This window comes from Pantoea sp. BL1 (assembly GCF_000963985.1).
Lineage (GTDB): Bacteria > Pseudomonadota > Gammaproteobacteria > Enterobacterales > Enterobacteriaceae > Pantoea > Pantoea rwandensis_B.
Genome location: NZ_JZRH01000022.1, coordinates 19,553 through 45,372 on the forward strand (window position 1 = coordinate 19,553; position 25,820 = coordinate 45,372).

Genomic DNA, 25,820 nt, shown 5'->3' on the forward strand with positions numbered 1-25,820 from the left:
CGACCTCCGTCTTATTTCGCCAGGTTGAAGTTTTTCAGCTTCGCGGCGTTGCTGTCGTCGATCAGCACGCAATCCATCAGCTGCTTCTCTTCTTTTTGCGCTTTGCCGTTTTTCAGGTAGTAATCCACCTGCTCAACCGCCATTTGTGCCTGATCCCAGCCTGGCTGCAGCACCGTGGCTTTGATGTTGCCTTTATTAATGATGGAGTCACGCGTGTAGTCGCTGCCATCAAAGCCGACCACGATCACGTTGGTTTTACCGGCGGCTTTCAACGCGGCTTCCGCACCCAACGCCATGGTGTCATTCCCGGAAATCACCCCGACGATGTTGGGATTTTTCTGCAGAATGGTTTCCATGCGACTGAAGGCTTCGGTCTGGCTCCAGTTGGCACTCTGCTGCGCCACCATCTTCATATCGGGATAGTCATCCAGCACATCGTGATAGCCTTGTGAGCGCACGCCCGCGTTGGTATCCGACTCTTTGCCCAGCAGCTCAACGTAGTCGCCTTTGCCGTTCAGTAACTTAGCGAACTTCTCTGCGCCCAACTGCGCGCCCTGATAGTTGTTGGAGACAATCTGCGCCACGGCGACGCCGGTTTTGTTGATCTCACGGTCAATCAGGAAGGTGGGGATGCCGGCATCTTTGGCTTTTTGCACCGGGCCGACAGTGGCGTCAGCACCGGCGTTATCCAGAATGATCGCTTTGGCTTTACGCGCGATGGCGGTTTCGATCAGCTGGTTCTGTTTGTTTACGTCATCATCGTGCGAGGCCACCAGCGTGGTGTAACCGAGTGCTTTGGCTTTCTGTTGCGCGCCATCGGCTTCGGCTTTAAAGAACGGGTTATCGTGAGAAGGCGTGATAATAGCAATCAAGCCTTTCTCTGCCGCCAGCGTTGCCGCTGAGGCCAACATCAGTGAAGCCAGTAGGGTCATTTTGAGGACAGAAGCTTTCATTGATTTTTCTCCGCTTGAATATATATTCAATTGCGATTTTATATGCATAATGACTATGCGCTGGCTTCCTGAACTCGTCCATCGCGCGATCCTGAAAAAGCGAAAACGATCACAAAATGTTCTGCGTTGTTATTTATGACAGCCTGATTAACAATACCAGGCAGGTTAAGAGAGAGAAAAAACCATGGCAAAACAGGACGAACAGCGGCTGATGGTGAAAATCGCCACGCTTTATTATGTGGAAGGCATGAAGCAGTCCGACATTGCGCAGCTGCTGAAGCTGTCGCAATCCTTTGTGTCACGCATTCTCAATCGCAGCGTGAAAGATGGCGTGGTGAAGATCAGCGTGGTGCCCCCCGCCAACGTCTTTCCCGAACTGGAGAAGGCGATTGAGCAGCAGTATCAGCTGCCACAGGTGATTGTGGTCGATGTGCCGGATCAGGCTTCCGCGCTGCAAATTAAACAGGCGATTGGCTCAGCGGCGGCGCACTATCTGGAAACCCGCCTGCGCGCCGATGAATTGATCGGCATTTCATCATGGAGTGGCACCATTCGCGCGATGGTGGACGCGTTGCATCCGCTGAGTGCGCCCTGCAAAGGCGTGATCCAGTTGCTTGGTGGGGTGGGTGCGAACGGCAACGTGCAGGCCACCATCCTGACGCAGAATCTGGCGGCGCTGCTGGATTGCCCGGCCTGGCTGCTGCCGTCGCAGTCGATTGAGCATTCAGTGCAGGATCGTCAACGCTTATCAGTCAACCCAGACGTGGCCGTGGTGCTGGAAAAGTTTGATCAAGTGGATCTGGCGATTGTCGGCATTGGCGATCTTGAGCCTTCCGCGCTGCTACGCAATTCCGGCAACTACTATGACGGCGAGATGCTGCGCACGCTGGCCGAGCGCGGTGCGGTGGGCGATATCTGTTTGCATTATTTTGATGCTGACGGAAAACCGGTGTTGAACGCCGAGGAAGATCCGGTGATTGGCATGGAGCTGGCGCAGGTTAAACAGTGTGCGCAAGTGGTGGCGCTGGCAGGCGGCAAAGAGAAAGCCCAGGCGATTCGCGGAGCGTTGCGCGGTGGATATGTGAAAGTGCTGATTGTGGATTATCCAACGGCACGATTGCTGATGGAATGATGTCATTGAAGCTGGCGCCATGAATGGCGCCTCTATCGGAAAAGAGTGCGCAGTGAAGCGCACCGGAAGATATCAGCCAATGGTGCGATAAGCCGTGGTGACCTTCCACAAATAACGTGGTGCCTGTGCCGCCGGATGTTTATCCTGCACATGCTGATAGAATTCGTCCGGCGTCATCGAGTTGATCATCGCAATCGCCCGATCGCGATTTCGTGAGAAGGTGCGCAGCAACGCACCGGCACCGTTGGCGTAAGAAACGATGGTGGCATAGCGCAGCGTCAGTGGATTTCGAATCCCGGCCAACTCAGAATCCTGCAGCAGCTTGAGATATGCCGCGCCGATATCGATATTTCTCGCTGGATCGCGCAATTCCGAAGACGTCGGCTGACCGTGACGTCCCTGAGTGCGATACACCGCACGCCCCGCCGTTGAGGCTTTAATCTGCATCAACCCTACCGCGTTTGAACGGCTGGTAACGGTGGGATTGCCCCCGGATTCGACACTAATAATGGCGCTGATTAACTTCTCATCAACGCCATAATGACTGGCGGCATCTTCGGTAAACATTGACCATGCATCATTCACTTTCGACGGGGGTGCCTGGGTTAATGGCGTATTTTTCTCTGGCACGACCGTTTTTTCTGGCTCACTGGCACAGCCCGCGAGCAACAGCGCAGATAGCATAAGTAGTCGAATTTTCACTGATTTTTGGTTCCGCAATAGAGTTGGCGCAAGCTATGATACCTGGCGCAGCGCAATGCAAAATTACCGTTTATCCTAAATACGTAAAAAACCTTGTGCTGCCGTGACATCGGTAACGGATTTCGCCATCATCGGCAGGCCACTTTAAATCAGGATGAACGCTATGCTTTCCCCCCGATCCATTCGTCTGATCGCCCCCTCCGGCTACTGCCATAATCAGGATGCGGCCCAACGTGCAGTGAGTCGTTTACAGGCTCAGGGACATCAGTTGGACAACTTATCAGCGATTACACGCCGCTTCCAGCGTTTTGCGGGCGAGGACGGGGAACGGTTGAATGATGTGAACCAGCTGGCAACACTGAGCACGCTGCCCGATATTGTGCTGGCGGTGCGCGGTGGCTACGGTGCCTCGCGCTTGCTGGATCAGATTGATTATGTCGGTCTGCAGCGCCGGCTGCTAAATCAACCTATCGCGCTTTGTGGACACAGTGATTTCACCGCGATTCAACTGGCGTTACTGGCGCAAACCGGGCTGGTGACCTTCAGCGGCCCGATGCTGGCCGGCAACTTCGGCGCAGAGGCATTATCCGAATTTACCCTGTCACACTTTTGGCAGGCGCTCTCTTCTCCTACAGTCAATATAGGCTGGCAGACCCACAGCCCGGATGCGGGACGCTGGCAAGGGACCTTGTGGGGCGGCAATCTGGCGATGATCTGCTCTCTGATCGGCACACCGTGGATGCCGCAAATTGAAAACGGCATTTTGGTGATCGAGGATGTGAATGAGCATCCTTTCCGCATAGAGCGCATGCTGATTCAACTGCAACAGAGCGGCATTCTGGCGCGCCAGCGGGCGATCATCACCGGCAGTTTCACCAGCACGTCACTGTCTGCATATGACAATGGTTTCGATTTTGCCAGCGTATGGCAACGCATCCGCGATGAATATCAGCTACCGGTGATCAGCGAACTGGCGTTTGGCCACGATGCCGACACCGTCACGCTGCCGCTGGGCGCCAGCGCCACCTTACAGCTTGAACAGGGCGAAGCACAGCTTGCCTTCACCGGCCACCCGACATTGCGCTAACGTTTTGCCGCAGGAGACCGACATTGAAGCCACTGTACGAAGATTTGTGGATCTCCACCCCGGAATTTCCCGCCGAAGAAACGGCGCAAGATTTAATGATGCATGGCTTTATGCTGCGCCATCCGCGCGGCAATCTGGTCATCGGCCGTGTCGAACATCCGCTCGATCATGAGTTTCTCAATGATGCGGGCGGCGTGATTCGTCACTACCTCACCCACTGGCATGAAGCCGCCCCAGGCGCCGTGGCGATCCAGCAGCGTTTTAACAGTGCGCTCTACTGTCACAGCCGTTCACTGGGGCCCGTCAGTCTGATTGTCGAACCCGATGAGACCTTCATTCAGCAGGAAAGCCACTTTGGTGACTTCCATCTGCTGCCCACACCCGGCCACACACCCGGCAGTTGCAGTTACCTTTATCACTCCCCGCTGGGCCAGACCTATCTGTTTGTTGGCGATACCTTGACCTGTGACTACAACCGCTGGATCAGCGTGTTGGTACCGGAGAGTAATCCGCTGGAGTTGCAGCAGTCGCTGGAACTGTATCGCGCACTGCGCCCGGATGTGGTGCTGATGAGTACCACGCGTGGTCACTTATCATGGGCGAAAGTCGATTTGCAGAGTTGGCTGGCGGCGATTGATGAGGCAGAGCAATCGCCGCTGGATTTGCGCCAGCAGCCACTGATCTAGTTACAGCGATTTACTGAGGTAATGACGCTGATGCAGACGCGGATAATTATCGAGGCTGAAGCGTAAGGTGTAGCCCATCTTTTCATAGAACGGGCGCGCCTGGAAACTGGCCGTATCAACCTGCGCATAAAGGCAACCACGGGCGCGGGCTTCTGTTTCGGCGGCCTGAATCAACTGTGCGCCAGCCCCCTGCCCGCGTAACGCATCGCCGACCCATAGCAGGTCGATGCGCAGCCAGTTACCAAAGGTGGAACCGGTCAACCCGGCCAGCTTGCGGCCAGAAGCATCCTTAATGAAGACGCCAATCGCCTGCATCTCACTGGGATCGATAAAGCGGCTGTTATATTCGGTGAGGCCGAGACGAACATCATCCAGATCCTCTGCGGTAACGGTGTTAGTTACGCTTAATTGCATCGTCTTCTCCTTTGACTGGCAACTATGAATTGGGCCGCTGGCTATCGTCGTAACGTTCCAGCGAAAGAATTTCCGCATCGCGTTTTTCGGTGCGATTGCAGGGGATCAGTTTATCGCTATCGGCATAGACAAAGAACGTATCGTCATTATTTTTGTTCACAATCAGCTGATCGCCATTACGAAAACGCGTGATCGCCACTTTATCCCCGCCTTGCAAACGCGTGCGCTGTTGCCCTGCTGCAATTTGAAAATGACGTGTTGGCCACATCAGCGTGCTTAAACCGTATTCCGCACGCGATACCGTCATGGTCGGGCGCCCCGGACAGGTAATTTGAAATTCGGTTTCGCTCCAGGCCGGCGCGATTTGGCACGCCATTAAGCCAACGGCAATAGCTATCGCCTTCATTGGGATCTCCGCTGAGGTTAGATGATGATTTCGTTGGGTTTTATGCAGAGAAGCGTAACACAGATAAAAGAGGGAAGACGAATAATGGCCCGTTGAGTACGGGCCTGCAAGGATAGAAGGGTAAAGAAAACGTTAGTTAACCGAGTTCATGTCTTTAATTTGATTACGGTTTATCTGCTGTTCTTTACCATCAATATCTTTGTAAGTAATCATGCCGGTATCTTCATCCACTTGAGGTTTACCCTGCACCACAATGGTTTGCCCATCGGTGGTGTGCATGACGTGATCGGATGCGCAGCCCGCCAGCAGTAGGCCGAGGCTAAAAGTACCGATTAAAAGCAATGTCTTTTTCATCTCATCCTCCTTTTGGATTCACTGTCAGGTTTAGCACAGCGCGGAGTCATGTGAACCAGGAGAAAGATTAATCTGTGCAGAACAATCGCTGCGCATCAGCCGATATCGACTGAGCAGCAGCTATATTGCATGGATTTCCATCGCAAACGGATGGGGAAGGAATGACCGGAAGGGATTACTCTGCTGCAACCTGTGCAGCGACTAACATTAACGCCAGACCCGCATCTTCCGGATCGAAGCCTTGCATCACTTCTTGTATGGCCGCTACACAGTTCATAATCTGCTTTTTTTTGTCGGCTTCTAATTTATCAATCGCGTGCTGAAGAATCATTAAACTGGCTTCTTCTTCTTTCATAGATTTGCCCTTGTTTTGCTTACCTGATGCGCAACGCTGGCAAGAATAACGTTTATCTGCTACCAAAGTCACCCCTTTACATTCTTACCGCTTAACGATTAAGCAAATGACAAATGGGAAGCGGTGCCAGACCTGCTATGATCAGCATATCAGTGGGCATTGACGGGCCACTGCAAACAAGGAATCGAACCAGGACAGGATCATGTTGCGAATCACGGTAGTACTCACCCTCTTATTATTGGCTGGTTGCAGCTCCACGTCCAAAGGTGTCGACTGCCCGGGCGAAGTCGCGACCATTTATGGACAATCAATGGGGCAGACTCGGGCGCGCATTTTCGATTTGGTGAATGCCTTTACGGTTACGCGTGATGGCGTGGCGGTGAAAAGCGGCACATTGCACTCCAGCGATCGTTTCCAGTATGTCCCTTCTGCCGTGACGCCTGAGGGCTTCACCGCTCAGCGGCTGTCAGATAAGCAATTCCGTCTGATCAACCCTTATCAGAACACCATGATTACCTGGACGTGCCCTTAAACGTGCTTAGCCGGGAAAGATGGTTTATTGTCAGGCTTCCTCACGCTGCGGACCTGTACTATGGAAAAGAGTCTGGACAATAACGGCTACATCGACTTCCCCTTCCCCGCTTCCACCAACGCAGATGGTTCGGTGAATCCTTGTGGATTTGACCTCACGCTGGAGACCGATCGCATCGACGAGATCTCAGCGGGTAAACATTCCGAAAATTTACGGCGTTTACTCGAAGAGGTGAATTTGCAGGAGGGAGTATTTATGACCTTAGCCTGTGACTGGCAGCAGCGTGATGACGGCGTGTGCGGATTTATCGATGTGGCTTTACGCCCGGCGCTATCGAGTGGCAGCAGTGAAGAGACGCAAAGTCTGGATCAGGCATTTGAACTCTATCTGAACCGACAAGAGAAGCAGCACAACATGCAGAGCGGCACCCTGGTCAATTACGCCCGCGCCGTGCTGGATTGGGGCTGGTCACCTTTGCATCAGCGTCATATGCGCTATGAGAAAGTCACCATTCGCTATTATTGTCAGCAAGCCGACGATGCCGAGTGGTGTTTCGATCATCTACGCCATTTTTTAGTGACCTGGTATCCGGCTTACCGCGGCAATCCCTGAGGGCGTCTCGTGACACCCTATCGGGCTTAGGGTTTGACCAGACGAATCGCATGCTCCAGCATCCGCTGTTCGTCGCGTTCATTATGGGCGCGATGATGCCGGGTTCGCTGCAGTAATTCGGTAATCTCTGCTCTTTTCGTTTCATGGCCACATTCGGAAAGGACGATCACCGCATCGCCAATTACCCGGCATACTTCATCGTAATCGTCGTCGTTCAGCACATCACGTTTCATATTTCCTCCCGCTGCCGTTGAGCTAGTTAGGCAAGATGCATCACGCCCCCTGCCATCTTCAAGCCTGGACAGAATTCTCTGTTCCTGCAAACAGCTGTTACAACCTGAATGCTCGTTGGGTTGCTGGTCTGAAAATCTGTGACTACGCTAAATCGTAATATTCACAACCAGCAGGGAGTCATCATGACTGATAAAGCGGAAGCAAAATTGAATGAAGCAGCGGGCGCAGTTGAAGAAAAAATCGGGGAATGGACCGGCTCTCGCAAACATCAGGCTAAAGGTGCCGCGCGTCGTTATCCCGCGCAAGCCAGTTATGCTGTGCAGGATGCGGCAGACTGTGTGGTAAAATCGGTACGTGATAATCCGGCAACTGGCCTGGCGGTAGCAGCCAGCATCGGCATTATTGTCGGTTTCCTGCTGGGCAGGAAATAAGCTGCGATGGGGGGCCTTCCTGGCCCCAACGCTTATTGATGATGACCGGCCTCATCCAACCTTTCCTGAATATGTTCATCCGGCGTCTCAGCCACATCAGCCGTGCTGTTATTCACATCCAGATGACGACCATGGTGCACAGTGATATTCACTGGCACGTCAGGTAATTGTGCACAGCTGCCAAATGACACCAGTAAAAAGAACCACGCGGCTAATGACGTCTTTGCCATCTTCACTTCCACCCACACTGTTTTGAGTCGGGCCAGATTGCCTGACAGAGTGCAAATTAGCGTCAGCACTGCGCAAAGCTGTGTGGGCAGTTGTGAGCAATCAGGCTTGTGAACGACGCGCTTTGTAACGTGCGACCATGGTCATCAGCGCCTGATAAATCAACCCGGCGTATAAGCTTTTCACTATAACCATCGGGATCGCCTCGCCTTGCGCCTGCCACGACATAAACCACATGAAGATGCCCCACAATAGAGAAAACAGCAGCCAGCCTTTAACGAATTTGATTACACCCTGCATACCACCTCCAAATCAGAAGCGTTGAAGATAGCGGTTTCAATCAGAAAAGGCACGATGAAGGCCGTCTGATTGCTAGCTGTTTCAAAGTTTTTCGAAATGTATTGTTCAAATCCGTTGATTCTCGCGGAGAGAGCTCGCAAAACGACATTGTAAGGCATGCATACCTTAAGTCAGCTTCGCTAAGTTACTCGCAGTCACACTCCAACCCCTAACAATCGCATTGCATGAGTGTGTATCGTGTGTATAATTTCACCTCAAGGACAGCAATGAAAAGCGCAGAGTTGATTAAGCTACTAAAGCGCAATGGATGGATTCTGGAGAGAATTAAGGGCAGCCATCATCAGTTTTCACACCCGGCATTTGTCCACCTCATCACCGTTCCGCATCCCAGGAAAGATTTAAAAAAAGGCACGCTGATGCAGATTCTTAAGGATGCAAACCTGTTTCATCATCACTAACTCACCTTTCAATTTTCAGGAGAAGCTATGCTGTTTCCCGCCTTAATCGAAGTCGATGCTGATGGCTCAGCCAGTGGTTTTTTTCCTGATGTCACAGGCTGCTATTTTGCTGGCAACACCCCGGAACATACACTGCACGATGCCCACAAGGCATTACATGCTCACTTTGAATTGATGGTCGAAAAAGGGTTGCTGATCCCTGAGCCTTCGCAGCGTTGGATGAACAATCTGAGTCAGCCGGGGATCTGGATGTATGTGGATATTGATATCACTCGCTATCTTGGAAAATCTGAGCGTATCAATATCACCATGCCACATCTGTTAATTGAGAAAATTGATCGTGTTGTGGGTCATGATGCGCGTTATACCAGCCGCAGCCATTTCCTCGCTGAAGCGGCACGCAAAGCATTGTCCCAATCGTGATGAACTATGCAGATTGCGCACGCGTCGCTTATAGCCCGCAGACGGATTGTGATTGAATCCCCGCCAACGTTGTCAGGCATGTTGTGAATATGAATTATTTAAGCGATATCCAGAAATTTATTGAGAGTAACACCCTGCTATCCACCACTTTTAGCTTGCTGCTGCTGGTGATTGCGGGAATGGTGACGCATCTGATCTGCAAATTCTTTGTGGTGAAGGTGGTGCGCAAGGTCTTCTTTAGCACCCACAAAAAACAGGTTCCACTCGATAAAGATGTGCGGCTTTCTGAAAAGCTCTCTAATTTTATTCCGGTGATCACGGTTTATTACCTGCTGCAGTTTATGCCAGACCTGCCCGAACATCTGCTGATTGCTATTAAGACTATCTGCGGCATTTTGTTCTTTGTTTATCTGTCGCTGTTCTTCACCGAAGTGCTGGAGATTGTTAACAACTCCTACTCCCGCAAATCAAAGCGTAAGAATCACTCGATCAAGGGCTATATTCAGGTCGGCAAGATCCTGGTGCACATTATTTCGGCAATCATGATCCTGGCCATTATGTCGAATAAATCGCCAGTGATTATTATCTCGAGTTTGGGTGCGGTTGCTGCGGTATTGATGTTGGTGTTCCAGCACACCTTAATGTCGCTGGTGGCGAATATTCAGGTGTCATCCAACGACGTGCTGCAACTTGGTGACTGGATTGAGATGCCGGATAAAGGCATAAGCGGCGAAGTAATTGATATTGCACTGCACACCATTACGCTGCGTAACTGGGATAACACGTTGTCACGCATCCCGACGAAAAACTTCCTCACCGAAACCTATACCAACTGGCAGGCAATGTTTTCCTCCGGCGCGCGCCGTATTATGCGTAGCTTCCACCTCGACCAAATGTCGATTCGCTTTCTCGATCACGAACTCATTCAGCAGATGAGCCAGATTCGCGGTGTTAACGAGCAGCTTTCAGCGTTAATGGATGGCCGTGACAGCAATGCCGTGGGCGAACGCTGGTTTGCTGACAATGGCATGACTAACCTGACGGTGTTCCGCAAATATCTCACCGCGTGGCTGTCGCAGCGCGATGATATTAAGCAGGATATGTATATCGTGGTGCGCACCATGAAGCCCTCGCCGGAAGGTTTGCCGGTAGAAGTTTATTGCTTCACCTCGTCGATATTTTGGGTCGAATATGAGAATTCGCAGTCAGCGATCTTCGAATATATCTATGCGATTGTCGGCCAGTTTGGGCTGCGCATGTATCAGCATCCGGGCGGCAATGATTTCTGGCGCTTGTCGCAGCAGCATGCGTCATCCGCCAAATCCGTTGAACAGCAGGCCGATTAATTTAGCGCATAAAAAACGGGAGCCATGGGCTCCCGTCTCAATTTCTGGCTGGCAGAAATTACATGTTCGCGATGATCGCGTCACCAAACTCTGAACATTTCAGCAGTTTAGCGCCATCCATCAGACGCTCGAAGTCATAGGTCACGGTCTTAGCGGCGATTGCGCCTTCCATGCCTTTAACAATCAGGTCTGCGGCTTCGAACCACTCCATATGACGCAGCATCATTTCTGCGGACAGGATAACGGAACCTGGGTTCACTTTATCCTGACCAGCGTACTTAGGTGCCGTACCGTGGGTGGCTTCGAACAGTGCACATTCGTCACCGATGTTTGCGCCTGGTGCGATACCGATACCGCCAACCTGTGCCGCCAGGGCATCAGAGATGTAGTCACCGTTCAGGTTCATACAAGCGATAACGTCGTATTCGGCTGGACGCAACAGGATCTGCTGCAGGAAGGCATCAGCGATCACGTCTTTCACGATGATCTCTTTGCCGGTGTTCGGGTTCTTGAACTTCATCCACGGGCCGCCATCGATCAGCTCGCCGCCGAACTCTTCTTTCACCAACTGGTAGCCCCAGTCTTTGAATGAGCCTTCGGTGAACTTCATGATGTTGCCTTTGTGAACCAGGGTCAGAGAATCACGATCGTTGGTGATGGTGTACTCAACCGCTGCGCGTACCAGACGTTTAGTGCCCTCTTCAGAGCACGGCTTCACGCCGATACCACACTGCTCAGGGAAGCGAATTTTCTTCACGCCCATCTCTTCACGCAGGAACTTGATCACTTTATCCGCTTCTGGCGTGCCCGCTTTCCACTCGATACCGGCATAGATATCTTCTGAGTTTTCACGGAAGATCACCATGTCGGTATCTTCTGGGCGTTTAACCGGGCTTGGGGTACCGGTGTAGTAGCGAACCGGACGCAGGCACACGTACAGATCCAGCTCCTGACGCAGCGCAACGTTCAGAGAACGAATACCGCCACCGACTGGGGTAGTCAGCGGGCCTTTGATGGCAACGCGGTATTCTTTGATTAAATCGAGGGTTTCTTGCGGCAGCCAGACGTCCTGACCGTAAAGTTCTACTGATTTCTCACCAGTATAAATTTCCATCCAGGAAATTTTGCGCTCGCCGTTGTAGGCTTTTTTCACAGCGGCATCAACCACTTTCAGCATAACAGGGGAAACATCAACGCCGATGCCATCACCTTCGATGTAAGGAATGACTGGGTTATTCGGAACAGTGAGTTTGCCCTGAACCAGGGTGATTTTTTGACCTTCCGCCGGAACAACTACTTTGCTTTCCATCAACCTCTCCTTCGAGCGATTTTTTGTTAATGATTTGTAAGATGCGGGTCAATACTACTTGAATATTTCCGCTACGCCAATCACCGCAGTTTCGCGTTATAATGCGCCGATTGTTTCTGACTGCAAAGCCCATGCGAAAAACTTCTCAACGAATTCACCAGGATAAGCGTCCAAACACCGCCGCACGCCAGCCCGTGCGCCGTGACACACGTCCAAAAGGACCGCGACGCGTCATACTCTTTAACAAACCTTTCGATGTTTTACCGCAGTTCAGTGATGAAGCGGGACGCCGCACGCTCAAGGATTTCGTGCCGGTGAGCGACGTTTATGCTGCCGGCCGCCTCGATCGCGACAGCGAAGGTTTGATGATTCTGACCAACGATGGCGCGCTCCAGGCGCAACTGACGCAGCCCGGAAAGCGCACCGGAAAAATCTATTATGTGCAGATTGAAGGTGCACCACAGGAATCAGATTTATCCCTGTTACGCAACGGCGTCACCCTCAATGATGGACCCACGCTGCCTGCTGGCGTGGAATTGGTCACTGAACCAGAGTGGCTCTGGCCGCGCCAGCCGCCGATCCGCGAGCGTAAAGCGATCCCGACCAGTTGGTTGAAAATCACCCTGTACGAAGGGCGTAACCGTCAGGTGCGGCGCATGACGGCACATATTGGTTTTCCCACCTTGCGCCTGATTCGCTTTGCCATGGGCAAATATCAACTCGACGATTTAGCCCTGGGAGAGTGGCGCGATATCAGTGCCAACGTTTAGAGCACCACTTTTCAATAACTTTTAGTTAACAATTTCGGAGGAAGGATGTTTAAACCTCATGTAACGGTAGCTTGTATCGTGCAGGCGCAAGGCGAATTACTGGTGGTCGAAGAGCGTGTTCACGGCCGTATTACGTGGAATCAGCCGGCGGGTCATCTCGAAGCCGATGAAACGTTGCTCGAAGCCGCACAGCGTGAGTTATTTGAAGAGACCGGAATAGACGCTAAACCCGAGTATTTCCTCGGTGTGCAGCAGTGGATCGCGCCTGACGATACACCTTTTGTGCGTTTCCTGTTTGGCCTCGATCTGCCAGAAAAATGCGAGACGTCTCCGCACGATCGTGACATCGATTGTTGCTGGTGGCTGCCGCCAGAGCAGATTCTGACGGCGAATCGCCTGCGTTCACCGCTGGTCGCTGAGAGTGTACGATTGTGGCAACAAGGCGCACGTTATCCGCTGCAACTGGTGGCGCCGTTCCAATGGCCGTTTCACGAAGGTGCGCGCCCGGCTTCGGCATGATAGAATGCGCCGCCTGTTTTTATCGTAATTAAGAGTGCGTCATGTCTGACAACAGCCAGAAAAAAGTGATCGTCGGGATGTCCGGCGGCGTCGATTCTTCCGTATCCGCCTGGTTACTGCAACAGCAGGGCTATCAGGTTGAAGGCCTGTTCATGAAGAACTGGGAGGAAGACGACGGCGAGGAATATTGCACCGCCGCTGATGATCTGGCTGACGCTCAAGCCGTGTGTGACAAACTCGGCATCAAACTGCACAAAATCAACTTCGCCGCTGAGTACTGGGACAACGTGTTCGAACACTTCCTGGAAGAGTACAAAGCGGGCCGCACGCCAAACCCCGATATTCTGTGCAATAAAGAGATCAAATTTAAGGCCTTCCTTGAATTCGCGGCTGAAGATCTCGGTGCAGACTTCATCGCCACCGGACACTATGTGCGCCGCGCCGATGTGAATGGCACCAGCCAGTTACTGCGCGGTCTCGACGGCAATAAAGATCAGAGTTACTTCCTCTACACCCTGAGCCATGAACAGATTGCGCAAAGCCTGTTCCCGGTGGGTGAACTGGAGAAGCCTGAAGTTCGGCGTATCGCTGAAGAACTGGATTTGATCACTGCGAAGAAAAAAGACTCGACCGGCATTTGCTTCATCGGCGAGCGCAAATTCCGCGACTTCCTTGGCCGTTACTTACCTGCACAGCCGGGCGAAATCGAAACCGTTGAGGGTGAGATTGTCGGTGAACACCAGGGGCTGATGTATCACACGCTGGGTCAGCGCAAAGGATTGGGGATTGGTGGACGCAAAGAGAGCAATGACGATCCCTGGTATGTGGTCGACAAAGACGTCGCACGCAATCGCCTGGTGGTGGCTCAGGGTGCAGAACATCCACGCCTGATGTCTGTTGGCTTGATTGCTCAGCAACTGGATTGGGTTGATCGCCAAACAATGACGGCCCCGTTGCGCTGCACGGTGAAAACCCGTTACCGCCAGACCGATATTCCCTGTGAAATCATTCCGCTGGATAGCAATCGTATTGAAGTGCGTTTTGACGAGCCGGTTGCGGCCGTCACGCCTGGCCAGTCGGCCGTATTTTATCTGGGTGATGTTTGCCTCGGTGGCGGCATTATTGAACAGCGCCTGCCCCTGGCAGAAGCCTGAGGTCGGCGCTGCCGACGCGATGACAGGAGTTAAGCGTGGCCAAGAACTATTATGAGATAACGCTCGCGCTCGCGGGTATTTGTCAGTCCGCGCATCTGGTGCAGCAATTAGCGCATCAGGGCAGTTGCAACAATGCCGCATTAACCGTGTCGCTGCGCAGCCTGCTGGATCTGAACCCCGGCTCGACGCTGGCGGTATTTGGCAATGATGAAGCGAATCTGCATCTCGGCCTGGAATCGCTGATGGCGGTGCTGAACAGCGGCAGCCGCCAGGGTGCCGGGGCCGAACTGACACGTTACACCCTGAGCATGATGGTGCTGGAACGCAAATTGCACGGCAACAGCGCGGCGCTGAACACCCTTTCTCAGCGTATTGCGCAACTTGATCGCCAATTAGCGCATTACGAGCTGGAATCTGAAACCATCACCAGTGCCATGGCCGGGATTTATGTCGATGTCATTAGCCCACTGGGTCCGCGCATTCAGGTCACAGGTTCGCCGCAGGTATTACAGAATTCTCAGGTACAGAGTAAAGTGCGTGCCGCCTTGCTGGCAGGTATTCGTGCTGCTGTACTGTGGCAGCAGGTGGGCGGTGGCCGCCTGCAGCTGATGTTCTCGCGTCAGCGTTTGCTGCGTGAAGCCAAAACCATTTTATCCCGGTTGGGCCCGGCGTATTAAGCGCCGCCCTGCCCTAATTTGTTAACGATTCAGGAGTTGCACTGATGGAATTATCCTCTCTGACCGCCGTCTCACCTGTCGATGGCCGTTATGGCGATAAAGTCAGCCCGCTGCGCGCCATTTTCAGCGAATACGGTTTGCTGAAATTCCGCGTTGAGGTTGAAGTTCGCTGGTTACAGAAACTGGCTACGACCGCAGAGATCAAGGAAGTTCCTGCATTTGATGCTGACGCAAACGCTTTCCTTGACGCCATTGTCGCCAATTTCAGCGAAGAAGACGCGGCGCGCATCAAAACCATCGAACGCACCACCAACCACGACGTCAAAGCGGTTGAGTACTTCCTGAAAGAGAAAGTGGCTGATGTCCCTGCGCTGCATGCGGTATCAGAGTTCATTCACTTCGCCTGTACTTCTGAAGATATCAACAACCTGTCGCACGCGCTGATGCTGGAAACCGCTCGCCGTGACGTCATCGTGCCTTTCTGGAACAAAATTATCGATGCGGTGAAAGGGCTGGCGCACGAATATCGCGATATCCCGCTGCTGTCTCGTACGCACGGCCAACCCGCTACGCCATCTACGATGGGTAAAGAGATGGCCAACGTCGCTTACCGCATGGAGCGTCAGCTGCGTCAGTTGAGCAAAATCGAGGTGCTGGGCAAAATCAACGGCGCGGTCGGCAACTACAATGCCCACATTGCTGCCTATCCGGAAGTCGACTGGCATCAGCTGAGCGAGCAGTTCGTGACCTCACTGGGCGTGACCTGGAACCCGTACACCACGCAGATCGAACCGCATGATTACATCGCAGAACTGTTTGATTGCATCGCGCGTTTCAACACCATCCTGATCGACTTTGACCGTGATATCTGGGGTTACGTTGCCCTGAATCACTTCAAGCAGAAAACCATCGCCGGCGAAATCGGCTCTTCCACCATGCCGCATAAAGTGAACCCGATTGACTTCGAAAACTCGGAAGGCAACCTCGGTCTGGCGAATGCGGTGATGCAGCACCTGGCGAGCAAACTGCCGGTTTCCCGCTGGCAGCGCGATCTCACCGACTCTACCGTACTGCGTAACCTCGGCGTCGGCGTGGGCTACGCGCTGATCGCTTATCAGGCAACGTTGAAAGGCATCTCTAAACTGGAAGTGAACCGCGATCGTCTGCTGGACGAACTGGATCACAACTGGGAAGTGCTGGCCGAGCCGATCCAGACCGTGATGCGCCGCTACGGTATCGAGAAGCCATACGAAAAGCTGAAAGAGCTGACGCGTGGCAAACGTGTGGATGCAGCCGGTATGCAGGCCTTCATCGACAGCCTCGAACTGCCGGAAGAAGAGAAAGTGCGTCTGAAACAGATGACACCGGCCAACTATCTCGGCCGCGCCATTCAGATGGTTGATGATTTAAAATAATCATTAAGGGTGTGCCTGCGGGCACACCCTACTCTTCCTCTCAGGCAGTCGAGCGCCTGCAAATCGGCAAGTGCATCAATCCCTTGTTGCCTGCGTCCGGAATGAATACTCGCCGCGTTTTCCTGCTGTCGTTCAAACGATGACAGTCAAGTGTTGTTCTCTTGTTTAGCTCGCTTAACATATACTCTTGCCATCATCACTGAGTTTGAAGGTAAGGAAATTCTATGCGTGTTCTGGTTGTGGAAGATAATGCACTGCTGCGTCATCATCTCGCCGTGCAGTTACGTGAAATGGGTCATCAGGTGGATGCTGCCGAAGATGCCAAAGAAGCCGACTATTTCCTGCAGGAACACATTCCCGACATTGCGCTGGTCGATTTAGGCTTGCCTGACGAAGATGGCATGTCGTTGATTCGTCGCTGGCGCGGTGATGCTGTGCGTCAACCGATTCTGGTGTTGACGGCGCGTGAAGGCTGGCAGGCTAAAGTGGAAGCACTCGAAGCGGGTGCCGATGACTACGTCACCAAACCTTTCCATATCGAAGAAGTGGCTGCACGTTTGCAGGCGCTGATGCGTCGCAACAGTGGACACGCTTCACAGATCATTGCGATGCCGCCGTTCCAGGTTGATCTGTCACGTCGTGAAGTCACCGTCAATGATGCGCCGGTTAAACTCACCGCATTTGAGTACACCATTGTAGAAACCTTGATCCGCAACGCCGGAAAAGTGGTCAGCAAAGATTCGCTGATGCTGCAACTCTATCCCGATGCCGAATTGCGCGAGAGCCACACCATTGATGTTTTGATGGGTCGCCTGCGTAAAAAGATTCTTGCGCTCCATCCGACCGAAGTGATTAACACCGTGCGCGGCCAGGGCTATCGCTTTGATCTCTGATTTATGAATTGGCTGAATCGCTTACGTCCTTTCTCATTACGCGCCCGGTTTTTACTGGCGACCGCCGCTATTGTGCTGTTTCTGTCGCTCTCCTACGGCATGGTTGCCGTAGTCGGCTATGTGGTGAGTTTCGATAAAAACACCTATCGCGTGATGCGCGGCGAGAGCAACCTGTTCTTCACCCTGGCGCAGTGGCAAAACAATAAGCTGACCATTGCCCAGCCAGAGCGTATGACGCTCAATTTCCCGACGCTGGTGTTTATCTACGATGAACACGGCAAGTTGCTGTGGCAGCAGCGTGATGTGCCGGACATCCGCAAAAACATTCGGCGTGAGTGGCTGCTCAAACCCGATTTTTATGAAATCGACACCACAAATCGCACCAGTCTGGCCGCCATCGGCAACAACTCCGAGGTCAAAGAGCGGTTGCATCAACTGGACAGCGACAACAACGACACCTTTACCCACTCGGTCGCCGTCAACCGTTACGATGCCACCACGAACTTACCGGCACTGACCATCGTAGTGGTCGATTCCATTCCCCAGGAACTGCAGCACTCGGATGTGGTGTGGTCATGGTTTAGCTATGTGCTGGCAGCGAACCTGCTGTTAGTGATTCCGCTGCTGTGGCTGGCCGCGCACTGGAGCCTGCGCCCTATTGGTGATTTAACCGCGCAGGTGCGGGAACTGGAAACGGGCCATCGCGAGAATCTGGACGACAATCCGCCGCAGGAGTTACGCAGCCTGGTGCGAAATCTCAACCTGCTGCTGACCAATGAGCGCCAGCGCTACACGCGTTATCGCACCACCCTGTCTGATTTAACGCACAGCCTGAAAACTCCGCTGGCGGTGTTGCAAAGTACCTTGCGCTCCCTGCGCAGCGGCAAGGAGCTCACCGTGGAGCAGGCTGAGCCGGTGATGCTGGAGCAGATCAGCCGTATTTCACAACAAATTGGCTACTACCTGCATCGTGCCAGTATGCAGGCCGATCATAATCCGCTGCAGCGCGATCTGCATTCGGTGTCGGCACTATTGGACAGCCTTTGCTCGGCGCTGAATAAGGTTTATCAGCGCAAAGGTGTCGAAATCACCCTGGATATTTCCCCCGAGTTGACCTTTATCGGCGACCAAAATGACTTTATGGAAGTGCTGGGCAACGTGCTGGATAACGCCTGCAAATACTGCCTGGAATTTATTGAGGTCAGCGCACGGCAAACCGACAAGGCACTGCATCTGTTTATTGATGATGACGGCCCCGGCATTCCTGAAAGCAAACGCGATCTGATCTTCGTGCGCGGTCAGCGTGCCGATACGTTACGTCCCGGCCAGGGCCTTGGCTTAGCCGTGGTCCGCGACATCCTCGAACAATACGCCGGTCAGGTGATCGCCAGCACCAGCCCACTGGGCGGTGCCCGCATGGAAGTGATTTTCCAGCGTCAGGAAGTTGAACATCACCGCGAGTAGAAAGGCCTGCGGGCTGTTATACTTGCCTGTATTCATGGCCCTAACCGGAACACTCGTATGGACTATCAGCTCGATATTAACTGGCCCGACTTTATTCAGCGCTACTGGCAAAAACGTCCGGTGGTGCTCAAGCGTGGTTTTAAAAACTTCATTGATCCTATTTCTCCTGATGAGCTGGCGGGTCTGGCGATGGAAAACGAGGTGGACAGCCGCCTGGTGAGCCATAACAACGGCAAATGGCAGGTTAGCCATGGTCCGTTTGAAAGCTACGATCATCTCGGCGAGAGCAACTGGTCGCTGCTGGTGCAGGCGGTTAATCACTGGCATGAACCTTCTGCCGCGCTGATGCGCCCGTTCCGTTTCCTGCCTGACTGGCGCATCGACGATCTGATGATCTCTTTTGCCGTTCCGGGCGGCGGTGTAGGCCCGCACTTCGACCAGTATGATGTGTTTATCATTCAGGGCACCGGCCGTCGTCGCTGGCGCGTGGGCGAAAAAGTGCCGATGAAACAGCACTGCCCGCATCCCGATCTGCTGCAGGTTGAGCCGTTTGATGCCATCATCGACGAAGAGATGGAGCCGGGCGACATTCTGTACATTCCACCAGGATTCCCGCATGAGGGCTATTCGCTGGAAAATGCCATCAATTATTCGGTCGGTTTCCGCGCACCCAATGGCCGCGAGCTGATTAGCGGTTTCGCCGACTTTATGCTGGCACATGAGCTGGGCAGCTATCGTTTCAGCGATCCCGATGTACCTTCGCGCGATTGCCCGTCACAGATTTTGCCCTCTGAAGTGGAAGGGATCCGTCAGGTAATGTTGGATGTGATCAACCAACCAGAACAGTTCAATCAGTGGTTTGGCGAGTTTATCTCGCAGTCACGTCACGAACTGGATATCGCCCCACCAGAGCCGCCGTATCAGCCTGATGAGATTTACGATGCGCTGCAGCAAGGCGATGCGTTGACGCGCCTTGGCGGCCTGCGCGTGTTGACGCTGGGCGACGCGGTATTTGTGAACGGGGAACGTGTGGCGTGCAGCCACCCAGAAGTGCTGGCGGCACTGGCACACAATCAGGTGTTAACGCTGGAAGATTTCGGCGATGCGCTGGACGATCCGTCGCTGCTGGCACAGCTTGCGGCGCTGGTGAACAGCGGCTACTGGTTCTTTGGTGAGTAATCTGTTGCACTAAAATCGCGCCTCTTTATCACGGCGCGATTTGTCACACGTGTTTGCCGCGACAGAGACGCTGTCGACTGCGCCGCCACGTAAGATTCTGATAAAAGGCCTGCTTAGCAGGCCTTTTTCATACTATTTCTTCTCTGCTGCCAGCGCAGACAAGCGTACTATCACATCTACCGCCTGCGACATCACATTTAATGACGCGAACTCGTGTTTACCGTGGTAGTTATATCCGCCGGTGAACAGGTTCGGACACGGCAAACCTTTCCACGATAGCGCAGAACCGTCGGTGCCACCGCGAATCGGCTTCACCACCGGTTCGATGCCGCAATCACGAATGGCCTGCAGCGCCAGCTCAATAATCTGCGGATGTGGCTCAACTTTCTCACGCATATTGCGGTAGCTGTCGCTGATCTCTACTTTCACTGAGCATTCAGCCTGCAGCCCCTTCCCAACGCGCGCAGCAATCTCTTCCAGCAGCTGTTTACGCTGTTCATAACTGTCGGCGTCGAAATCACGAATCAGATACATTAACTCGGCATGCTCAACCGTGCCTTTGATGGTATGCAGATGGAAAAAGCCTTCATAACCGTCAGTGAACTGAGGTTTTTCTTTGGCGGGTAGCTCAGCGTGGAAACGCATTGCCAGATCCAGTGCATTCACCATCACGTTTTTCGCACTGCCGGGGTGCACGTTATTGCCGGTGATTTTCACCATCGCGGTCGCGGCATTGAAGTTTTCAAATTCAAATTCGCCGAGATCGCTGCCATCAATGGTGTACGCCCAGTCCGCTGCAAAACCTTCAACATCGAAATGAGAGGTGCCGCGACCAATCTCTTCATCAGGGGTAAACGCCACACGAATCGCGCCGTGCGGAATATCCTCTTGGACCAGGCGTGCCATCGCCGTCATGATTTCAGCGATACCCGCTTTATCATCTGCGCCCAGCAAGGTTTTGCCATCGGTGGTGATCAGCGTATGGCCAATCAACTTGTGCAGGATCGGGAACATCACCGGCGAGAGGATTTCATCGCCGTTGCCCAGCGCAATGTCGCCGCCACGGTAGTTTTCGATAATCTGCGGATTGACGTTTTTAGCGGTGAAATCCGGTGACGTATCCATATGCGAGATAAAGCCAATCACCGGGGTCGGCCAGTCAACGTTGGCGGGCAAAGTGCCCATCACGCAGCAGTGATCGCTCAGGGATACATCAACAAATCCCAGTGCAATCAGCTCTTCCTGTAACTGACGCGCCAGCGTCCACTGCCCTTCACTGCTGGGCACCTGACGCGCCTGCGGTTTTGACTGAGTTTCTACTGCCACATAACTGAGAAAACGCTCAAGTAATTGATCCATTTGTCATCCCTCTAAAGAACGTGCGTTATTATCATGGCGCGTGAGGCGCGCCATGTTGCGTCAAATCATTATCCTTCAGGTTAGCGTTCTCAGCGCAAAGTGCTTAACCAGTTATCGTCTTACTTATACAGCCCGCGTAGAAAGGTATGCACAAAATCCGGTACCACTTCACTGGCTAAGCCGTACTGGCTTTCCGCGAACTCATTGCCAACCTGACTGGGCTCCAGATTGAGTTCAACGGTATGCGCACCCTGCAGTTTTGCTTCATGCACAAAACCGGCGGCGGGATAGACATGCCCGGAGGTGCCAATGGCGATAAACAGATTGGCTTTCTCGATCGCCTGATAAATCTCTTCCATGCCGAGCGGCATTTCGCCAAACCACACCACATGGGGACGGAGTCGGGCCGGGAACTGGCAGCAGGTGCAGCGATCGTCCGGCTTCACATCTTCCGTCCAATCCAGCACCTGTCCGCTGCTTTCACAGCGCACTTTTAGCAATTCACCGTGCATATGCAGCACGCGCTGACTGCCTGCCCGCTCATGCAGATTATCGATGTTCTGCGTCACCAACAGGAAGTTGTCGCCCAGTACCTGCTCCAGCTCGGCCAGCGCTTTGTGTGCGGCATTTGGCTGAATCTCCGGCTGTTGCAACTGACGGCGGCGCGCATTGTAGAATGCTTGCACCAGATCGGGATTACGATGAAATCCTTCTGGTGTAGCAACATCTTCAACCCGATGCTCTTCCCATAATCCGTCGGCAGCGCGAAAGGTTTGAATGCCTGACTCGGCGGAGATGCCAGCGCCGGTCAGTACCACGACGCGCGGTTGCGGGTGCGCAGCCAGTTCAGCTTTGCGATCGCGTTCAAAGATGCGCTGGCGAAAGCGCTGATGCACTTTGCGGCGATTTTTCTTGTCGCGGGCGAGTCGTAGGCGTCGGCGCGGTATGCGCATAAAAGCTCCTTATGCTGCGGTGGTTGTCACCGCATGTCGGGTGTTTGGCTCAGGATAATGGTTCCCGATAATAGCGGCTGCGCATGACGGCTGCATGCCACAGACGCTGAAAATGTGCGCAGCCGCGAAGGCGGCTGCGTTTTTTATCATTACTGTCCGCTCAGTACGCGAGCCGGATCGATTCGACTGGCACGCCGCGCCGGATACCAGCTGGCAATCAGGCTGAGCAGGATAGCGGTCACCAGCACCGAAATCACATCAATCCAGTGCAGCTCCGATGGCAGGAAATCAATGAAGTAGATATCCCCCGCCAGCAATTGATGACCGGTAAGATGCTCCAGTCCACGCACGATCGGCGTCAGGTTGAGCGCCACCAGCACGCCCACCACGACACCGCTGATGCTGCCGAGCAATCCGGCCAGCAAACCATACCAGATAAAAATGGCGCGGATCAGGCCATCTTTGGCGCCCAGCGTGCGCAGCACCGCAATATCACTGCTCTTGTCTTTCACCGCCATGACCAGCGTCGAGACGATATTAAAACAGGCCACGCCAATCACCAGCACCATCGCCAGATACATAATCGCGCGGATCATCTGGATATCGCGGTACATGTAACCGTAGGTGCCAATCCAGCTCTTAATATAGACATAGGAGTGCGTGGCTTCACCGGCATCGCGCACCAGTTTTTGCGCCTGGAAAGGATCGCTCATCTTCAGCGCAATGCCGCTGACGCTGTCACCCATATCAAGATATTTTTGCGCATCCGCCAGCGGCACCAGCGCCAGGCTGTGGTCGAGCATCCCGCTGAGTTGCAGAATGCCTGATACCTGCAGACGAATACGCTTCGGTTGCAGCAGCTTATTTTCACCGTCATTGTTCGGGATCATGATGGTGATCCAATCGCCTTGCTTCACGTTAAGCGATTTCGCAATGCCGCCACCGAGGATGATCTGCTGTTTATCCGCGCCGAACTGCTGCCACGCATCACCATCGACAAAACTCGGCAAGGCGCTCAGCCGCGATTCCTGTTGCGGATCGACACCCTTCACCTGCAACGCCTGCATCTTCGCGCCGCTCTCGATCAAGCCGGTAAAGTTAATGTAAGGCGCCGCTGCCGCGATACCCGGCACCTTTTCAATCGGTGCGATCATCGGCTGCCAGTTGCGGAAAGGCTGATTCACCGGTTCGATTTCACCGTGCGGGACCACGGCCAGAATGCGTTTGTTCAGCTCGCGTTCAAAACCGTTCATCGCGCTCAGGCCAATAATCAACACGGCAACACCCAGGGCGATGCCGATGGTCGAGATGATGGAGATCAGTGAGACCATGCCACCGCGCCGCCGACCGCGACTAAAGCGCAGGCCAAGCAGCAGGGATAATGACGAACCCATCAGATAGCTCCCAGCGTCAGATGCTCGCTTAGCTGACCGTCGCGCATCTCCATCTGGCGATTCAGACGTTTAGCCAGATTCAGATCGTGCGTCACCACCAAAAATGCGGTGCCCTGCTGCTGATTCAGCTCGCCCAGCAGTTTGAAAATCGCATCGGCATTACGCGCGTCCAGGTTACCGGTCGGTTCATCCGCCATTACCAGGCGCGGACGGTTTACCAGCGCACGCGCAATTGCGACACGCTGACGCTCACCGCCTGACAGCTCAGATGGACGATGCGCAGCACGTTTTTCCAGTCCGACCGCCGCCAGCATTTCCAGCGCGCGCGAGGCGGCTTCTGCTTTTGCAGTTTTGCCAATCAGCAATGGCATCGCCACGTTCTCCAGTGCCGTGAAGTCTGGCAAGAGATGGTGGAACTGATAGATAAAGCCCAGCTCGCGGTTGCGCAGTTCGGCTTTCGCTGCAGAGGACATGGCATTCAGTGATTTGCCGTCGAACACCACGTCACCCGAAGTGGGCGCATCGAGGCCGCCGAGCAGATGCAGTAAGGTACTTTTACCCGAGCCGGAGCTACCAACGATGGCCGTCAGTTCGCCTGGCTGCAGGCTAAAAGCCACATTGCGCAGCACATCGGTCTGCACGCTGCCTTCCTGATAGCGTTTGCACAGGTCACGACACTGCAACAAAGGGGTATTACTCATAACGTAAAGCCTCAGCGGGTTGAACGGCGGCAGCGCGCCATGACGGATAAAGGGTTGAGAGCAGCGCGACGATCATGGAGACCAGCGCGATAGTGACCACCTGCCAGACGTTGATATCGACCGGCAACGCCGCGCCATCCAGGAACAGGCCAATCACCGGCATCAAATTATTAAGCTGGCTGGCGAGCAGTACACCCAGCAGCGTACCGAGCAAGGTGCCGATAATGCCAGCACTGGCGCCCTGGACCATAAACACCGCGACGATCTGTCGACGGGTTAAGCCCTGAGTTTGCAGAATCGCCACTTCACCCTGCTTTTCCATGATCAGCAGACCGAGTGAAGTAATGATGTTAAACGCCGCTACCGCGATGATCAGGCTCAGCAGCAGCCCCATCATGTTTTTTTCCATGCGCACCGCCTGGAACAGATCGCCTTTGCGCTCGCGCCAGTCTTTTAACGTCAGGCTATCCGGCAGGTGCTGTTCACTGAAGGCATCCACATTCAGCGGTTTATCCAGCCACAAACGCCAGCCGGTGATGTTACCCAGCGGATAGCGCATCACGCGGGAGGCATCCTGCTGATTAACCAGAATCTGATAGGCATCGACTTCACTGTTAGCAGCATAGGTGCCTGCGACGGTGAAGATACGCTGGCTTGGCAAGCGACCTACCGGCGTGAACTGGCTCACCGTAGGCACCATCAGACGCAACTGGTCGCCACGTTTCACACCCAACTGAGACGCCAGTTGTTCGCCGAGAATTACATTATATTGGCCCGGTTGCAGCACGCTTTGCTGAGTATTGACGAGGTAAGGCGTCAACGGATCCTGCTCATCAGGATTGATGCCCAGCATCACGCCCACAGAAACGTTGCGCGCGCTTTGTAGCACCACATCCGCGGTCGTCAGCGGGGCGACACGCGTGACGCCCTGCAGTTTGAGGCTCTCCGCCGTCACCTGTTGTGGATTGATGCTGCCTTTGTCGCTGGTGACCAACGCTTGCGGCATCAGGCCGAGGATATTGCCCTCCAGCTCACGCTCGAAGCCGTTCATCACCGACAGCACGGTGACCAGCGCCAGCACGCCCAGCGTGATACCGATGGTGGAAAGCCAGGAGACGAAGCGACCGAAGCGGTCTGAGGCACGTCCACGCATGTAGCGCAAACCGATGAATAACGCGACTGGTTGATACATGAGATCCGTCTTGGCAGTTGCCTGAAAATAAGTAGTGGGATGATAAAGGAGCAGCCCTGTTTATGAAACCTCTAACCCTCTGAGTCTGTGGCAAAGTTGCATCCAAATACGTCGCAATCTGCGTCAATGCATAAAATTGCGACAAAATAATGATACTCATTGTGCGTTTATTAGGCATACCCTGCGGT

The 25,820-nt window shown here is 53.7% G+C and carries 32 protein-coding genes; 17 read left to right on the plus strand and 15 right to left on the minus strand.

What is annotated here, in order from left to right; translation table 11 throughout:
- Positions 1-11: 11 nt before the first annotated feature.
- On the minus strand, positions 12-953 hold the full coding sequence (locus tag VH86_RS12395; RefSeq protein WP_045833037.1) for a D-ribose ABC transporter substrate-binding protein: 942 nt from the start codon (positions 951-953) through the stop codon (positions 12-14).
- Between the two features lie 184 nt (positions 954-1,137).
- On the opposite strand from VH86_RS12395, the gene VH86_RS12400 reads away from it, so the two are divergent.
- Entirely contained in the window at positions 1,138-2,085 is a 948-nt protein-coding gene (locus tag VH86_RS12400; RefSeq protein WP_045833038.1) for a sugar-binding transcriptional regulator, read from the plus strand.
- Positions 2,086-2,157: 72 nt separating this feature from the next.
- Here VH86_RS12400 and emtA read toward each other — a convergent pair whose 3' ends face one another.
- Complete coding sequence (gene emtA / locus VH86_RS12405; RefSeq protein ID WP_075564066.1) at positions 2,158-2,787, minus strand: membrane-bound lytic murein transglycosylase EmtA; 630 nt, start codon at positions 2,785-2,787, stop codon at positions 2,158-2,160.
- A gap of 163 nt (positions 2,788-2,950) precedes the next feature.
- Here emtA and ldcA point away from each other — a divergent pair, with 163 nt between their 5' ends.
- Both ldcA and VH86_RS12415 read left to right on the plus strand, forming a co-directional pair.
- On the plus strand, positions 2,951-3,874 hold the full coding sequence (gene ldcA / locus VH86_RS12410; RefSeq protein WP_045833039.1) for a muramoyltetrapeptide carboxypeptidase: 924 nt from the start codon (positions 2,951-2,953) through the stop codon (positions 3,872-3,874).
- 23 nt (positions 3,875-3,897) lie between these two features.
- Complete coding sequence (locus VH86_RS12415) at positions 3,898-4,560, plus strand: MBL fold metallo-hydrolase (protein ID WP_038647517.1); 663 nt, start codon at positions 3,898-3,900, stop codon at positions 4,558-4,560.
- Here VH86_RS12415 and VH86_RS12420 read toward each other — a convergent pair whose 3' ends face one another.
- From VH86_RS12420 to VH86_RS12435, 4 genes are all read right to left on the minus strand, one after another.
- Positions 4,561-4,974, minus strand: coding sequence for an N-acetyltransferase (locus VH86_RS12420; RefSeq protein ID WP_045833040.1), 414 nt, complete (start codon positions 4,972-4,974; stop codon positions 4,561-4,563). It abuts the gene before it with no gap.
- 22 nt (positions 4,975-4,996) lie between these two features.
- Positions 4,997-5,380 (minus strand): hypothetical protein, encoded by a 384-nt coding sequence (locus tag VH86_RS12425; RefSeq protein WP_045813894.1) that lies wholly within the window; start codon positions 5,378-5,380, stop codon positions 4,997-4,999.
- Positions 5,381-5,512: 132 nt separating this feature from the next.
- Positions 5,513-5,734: a YgdI/YgdR family lipoprotein gene (locus VH86_RS12430; RefSeq protein WP_045833041.1), complete on the minus strand. Its 222-nt coding sequence runs from the start codon at positions 5,732-5,734 to the stop codon at positions 5,513-5,515.
- A gap of 175 nt (positions 5,735-5,909) precedes the next feature.
- A complete protein-coding gene (locus tag VH86_RS12435) occupies positions 5,910-6,089 on the minus strand; it encodes a hypothetical protein (protein ID WP_045813892.1) in 180 nt (59 codons plus the stop codon).
- 202 nt (positions 6,090-6,291) lie between these two features.
- On the opposite strand from VH86_RS12435, the gene VH86_RS12440 reads away from it, so the two are divergent.
- Both VH86_RS12440 and VH86_RS12445 read left to right on the plus strand, forming a co-directional pair.
- On the plus strand, positions 6,292-6,621 hold the full coding sequence (locus VH86_RS12440) for a hypothetical protein (RefSeq protein ID WP_045833042.1): 330 nt from the start codon (positions 6,292-6,294) through the stop codon (positions 6,619-6,621).
- A gap of 60 nt (positions 6,622-6,681) precedes the next feature.
- The gene (locus VH86_RS12445; RefSeq protein WP_045833043.1) at positions 6,682-7,233 is read left to right on the plus strand and encodes a hypothetical protein; all 552 of its coding nucleotides are present in this window, start codon (positions 6,682-6,684) and stop codon (positions 7,231-7,233) included.
- A 26-nt stretch (positions 7,234-7,259) separates the two neighbouring features.
- On the opposite strand, the gene VH86_RS12450 is transcribed toward VH86_RS12445, so the two are convergent.
- On the minus strand, positions 7,260-7,466 hold the full coding sequence (locus VH86_RS12450) for a DUF2767 family protein (protein WP_045833044.1): 207 nt from the start codon (positions 7,464-7,466) through the stop codon (positions 7,260-7,262).
- A gap of 183 nt (positions 7,467-7,649) precedes the next feature.
- Here VH86_RS12450 and VH86_RS12455 point away from each other — a divergent pair, with 183 nt between their 5' ends.
- Entirely contained in the window at positions 7,650-7,898 is a 249-nt protein-coding gene (locus VH86_RS12455; RefSeq protein ID WP_034822005.1) for a DUF883 family protein, read from the plus strand.
- A gap of 32 nt (positions 7,899-7,930) precedes the next feature.
- Here VH86_RS12455 and VH86_RS12460 read toward each other — a convergent pair whose 3' ends face one another.
- Complete coding sequence (locus VH86_RS12460; protein ID WP_045833045.1) at positions 7,931-8,128, minus strand: hypothetical protein; 198 nt, start codon at positions 8,126-8,128, stop codon at positions 7,931-7,933.
- Positions 8,129-8,228: 100 nt separating this feature from the next.
- Complete coding sequence (locus VH86_RS12465) at positions 8,229-8,426, minus strand: DUF6404 family protein (RefSeq protein ID WP_045813888.1); 198 nt, start codon at positions 8,424-8,426, stop codon at positions 8,229-8,231.
- Positions 8,427-8,692: 266 nt separating this feature from the next.
- Between VH86_RS12465 and VH86_RS12470 the strand changes: the two genes are divergently transcribed.
- The 3 genes from VH86_RS12470 to VH86_RS12480 all read left to right on the plus strand — a co-directional run bounded on the left by VH86_RS12470 (position 8,693) and on the right by VH86_RS12480 (position 10,653).
- Positions 8,693-8,884 carry a type II toxin-antitoxin system HicA family toxin gene (locus tag VH86_RS12470; RefSeq protein ID WP_045833046.1) on the plus strand — a complete coding sequence of 64 codons (192 nt, stop codon included), beginning with the start codon at positions 8,693-8,695 and terminating at the stop codon, positions 8,882-8,884.
- Positions 8,885-8,911: 27 nt separating this feature from the next.
- Positions 8,912-9,307, plus strand: coding sequence for a type II toxin-antitoxin system HicB family antitoxin (locus VH86_RS12475; RefSeq protein WP_045813886.1), 396 nt, complete (start codon positions 8,912-8,914; stop codon positions 9,305-9,307).
- Positions 9,308-9,396: 89 nt separating this feature from the next.
- Entirely contained in the window at positions 9,397-10,653 is a 1,257-nt protein-coding gene (locus tag VH86_RS12480; protein ID WP_045833047.1) for a mechanosensitive ion channel family protein, read from the plus strand.
- Between the two features lie 58 nt (positions 10,654-10,711).
- Here VH86_RS12480 and icd read toward each other — a convergent pair whose 3' ends face one another.
- Positions 10,712-11,962, minus strand: a complete 1,251-nt coding sequence (gene icd / locus VH86_RS12485) for an NADP-dependent isocitrate dehydrogenase (protein WP_038647536.1) — start codon at positions 11,960-11,962, stop codon at positions 10,712-10,714.
- A gap of 101 nt (positions 11,963-12,063) precedes the next feature.
- Here icd and rluE point away from each other — a divergent pair, with 101 nt between their 5' ends.
- The 8 genes from rluE to VH86_RS12525 all read left to right on the plus strand — a co-directional run bounded on the left by rluE (position 12,064) and on the right by VH86_RS12525 (position 20,033).
- A complete protein-coding gene (rluE, locus tag VH86_RS12490; RefSeq protein ID WP_045813884.1) occupies positions 12,064-12,732 on the plus strand; it encodes a 23S rRNA pseudouridine(2457) synthase RluE in 669 nt (222 codons plus the stop codon).
- A gap of 45 nt (positions 12,733-12,777) precedes the next feature.
- On the plus strand, positions 12,778-13,251 hold the full coding sequence (locus tag VH86_RS12495) for an NUDIX domain-containing protein (RefSeq protein ID WP_038647540.1): 474 nt from the start codon (positions 12,778-12,780) through the stop codon (positions 13,249-13,251).
- 41 nt (positions 13,252-13,292) lie between these two features.
- Entirely contained in the window at positions 13,293-14,405 is a 1,113-nt protein-coding gene (mnmA, locus tag VH86_RS12500; RefSeq protein WP_038647542.1) for a tRNA 2-thiouridine(34) synthase MnmA, read from the plus strand.
- 35 nt (positions 14,406-14,440) lie between these two features.
- A complete protein-coding gene (hflD, locus tag VH86_RS12505; RefSeq protein ID WP_038647544.1) occupies positions 14,441-15,082 on the plus strand; it encodes a high frequency lysogenization protein HflD in 642 nt (213 codons plus the stop codon).
- A 44-nt stretch (positions 15,083-15,126) separates the two neighbouring features.
- Entirely contained in the window at positions 15,127-16,497 is a 1,371-nt protein-coding gene (gene purB, locus VH86_RS12510; protein ID WP_045833048.1) for an adenylosuccinate lyase, read from the plus strand.
- Positions 16,498-16,721: 224 nt separating this feature from the next.
- A complete protein-coding gene (gene phoP / locus VH86_RS12515) occupies positions 16,722-17,390 on the plus strand; it encodes a two-component system response regulator PhoP (protein ID WP_034822036.1) in 669 nt (222 codons plus the stop codon).
- A gap of 3 nt (positions 17,391-17,393) precedes the next feature.
- Positions 17,394-18,854, plus strand: coding sequence for a two-component system sensor histidine kinase PhoQ (gene phoQ / locus VH86_RS12520; RefSeq protein ID WP_034822039.1), 1,461 nt, complete (start codon positions 17,394-17,396; stop codon positions 18,852-18,854).
- A gap of 57 nt (positions 18,855-18,911) precedes the next feature.
- Positions 18,912-20,033 carry a cupin domain-containing protein gene (locus tag VH86_RS12525; RefSeq protein ID WP_038647550.1) on the plus strand — a complete coding sequence of 374 codons (1,122 nt, stop codon included), beginning with the start codon at positions 18,912-18,914 and terminating at the stop codon, positions 20,031-20,033.
- 132 nt (positions 20,034-20,165) lie between these two features.
- Here the strand turns inward: VH86_RS12525 and pepT are convergent, their stop codons facing one another.
- The 5 genes from pepT to lolC form a co-directional block, all read right to left on the minus strand.
- Positions 20,166-21,392 (minus strand): peptidase T, encoded by a 1,227-nt coding sequence (gene pepT / locus VH86_RS12530; protein WP_045833049.1) that lies wholly within the window; start codon positions 21,390-21,392, stop codon positions 20,166-20,168.
- 119 nt (positions 21,393-21,511) lie between these two features.
- Positions 21,512-22,345 carry a Sir2 family NAD+-dependent deacetylase gene (cobB, locus tag VH86_RS12535; protein ID WP_045813881.1) on the minus strand — a complete coding sequence of 278 codons (834 nt, stop codon included), beginning with the start codon at positions 22,343-22,345 and terminating at the stop codon, positions 21,512-21,514.
- Positions 22,346-22,494: 149 nt separating this feature from the next.
- Complete coding sequence (lolE, locus tag VH86_RS12540; RefSeq protein WP_038647554.1) at positions 22,495-23,739, minus strand: lipoprotein-releasing ABC transporter permease subunit LolE; 1,245 nt, start codon at positions 23,737-23,739, stop codon at positions 22,495-22,497.
- Positions 23,739-24,440 carry a lipoprotein-releasing ABC transporter ATP-binding protein LolD gene (gene lolD, locus VH86_RS12545; RefSeq protein WP_034822051.1) on the minus strand — a complete coding sequence of 234 codons (702 nt, stop codon included), beginning with the start codon at positions 24,438-24,440 and terminating at the stop codon, positions 23,739-23,741. The genes lolE and lolD overlap by 1 nt, the downstream gene beginning before the upstream one ends.
- Positions 24,433-25,632, minus strand: coding sequence for a lipoprotein-releasing ABC transporter permease subunit LolC (gene lolC / locus VH86_RS12550; RefSeq protein ID WP_045833050.1), 1,200 nt, complete (start codon positions 25,630-25,632; stop codon positions 24,433-24,435). Before lolC ends, lolD begins: the two co-directional genes overlap by 8 nt.
- Positions 25,633-25,820 lie beyond the last annotated feature (188 nt).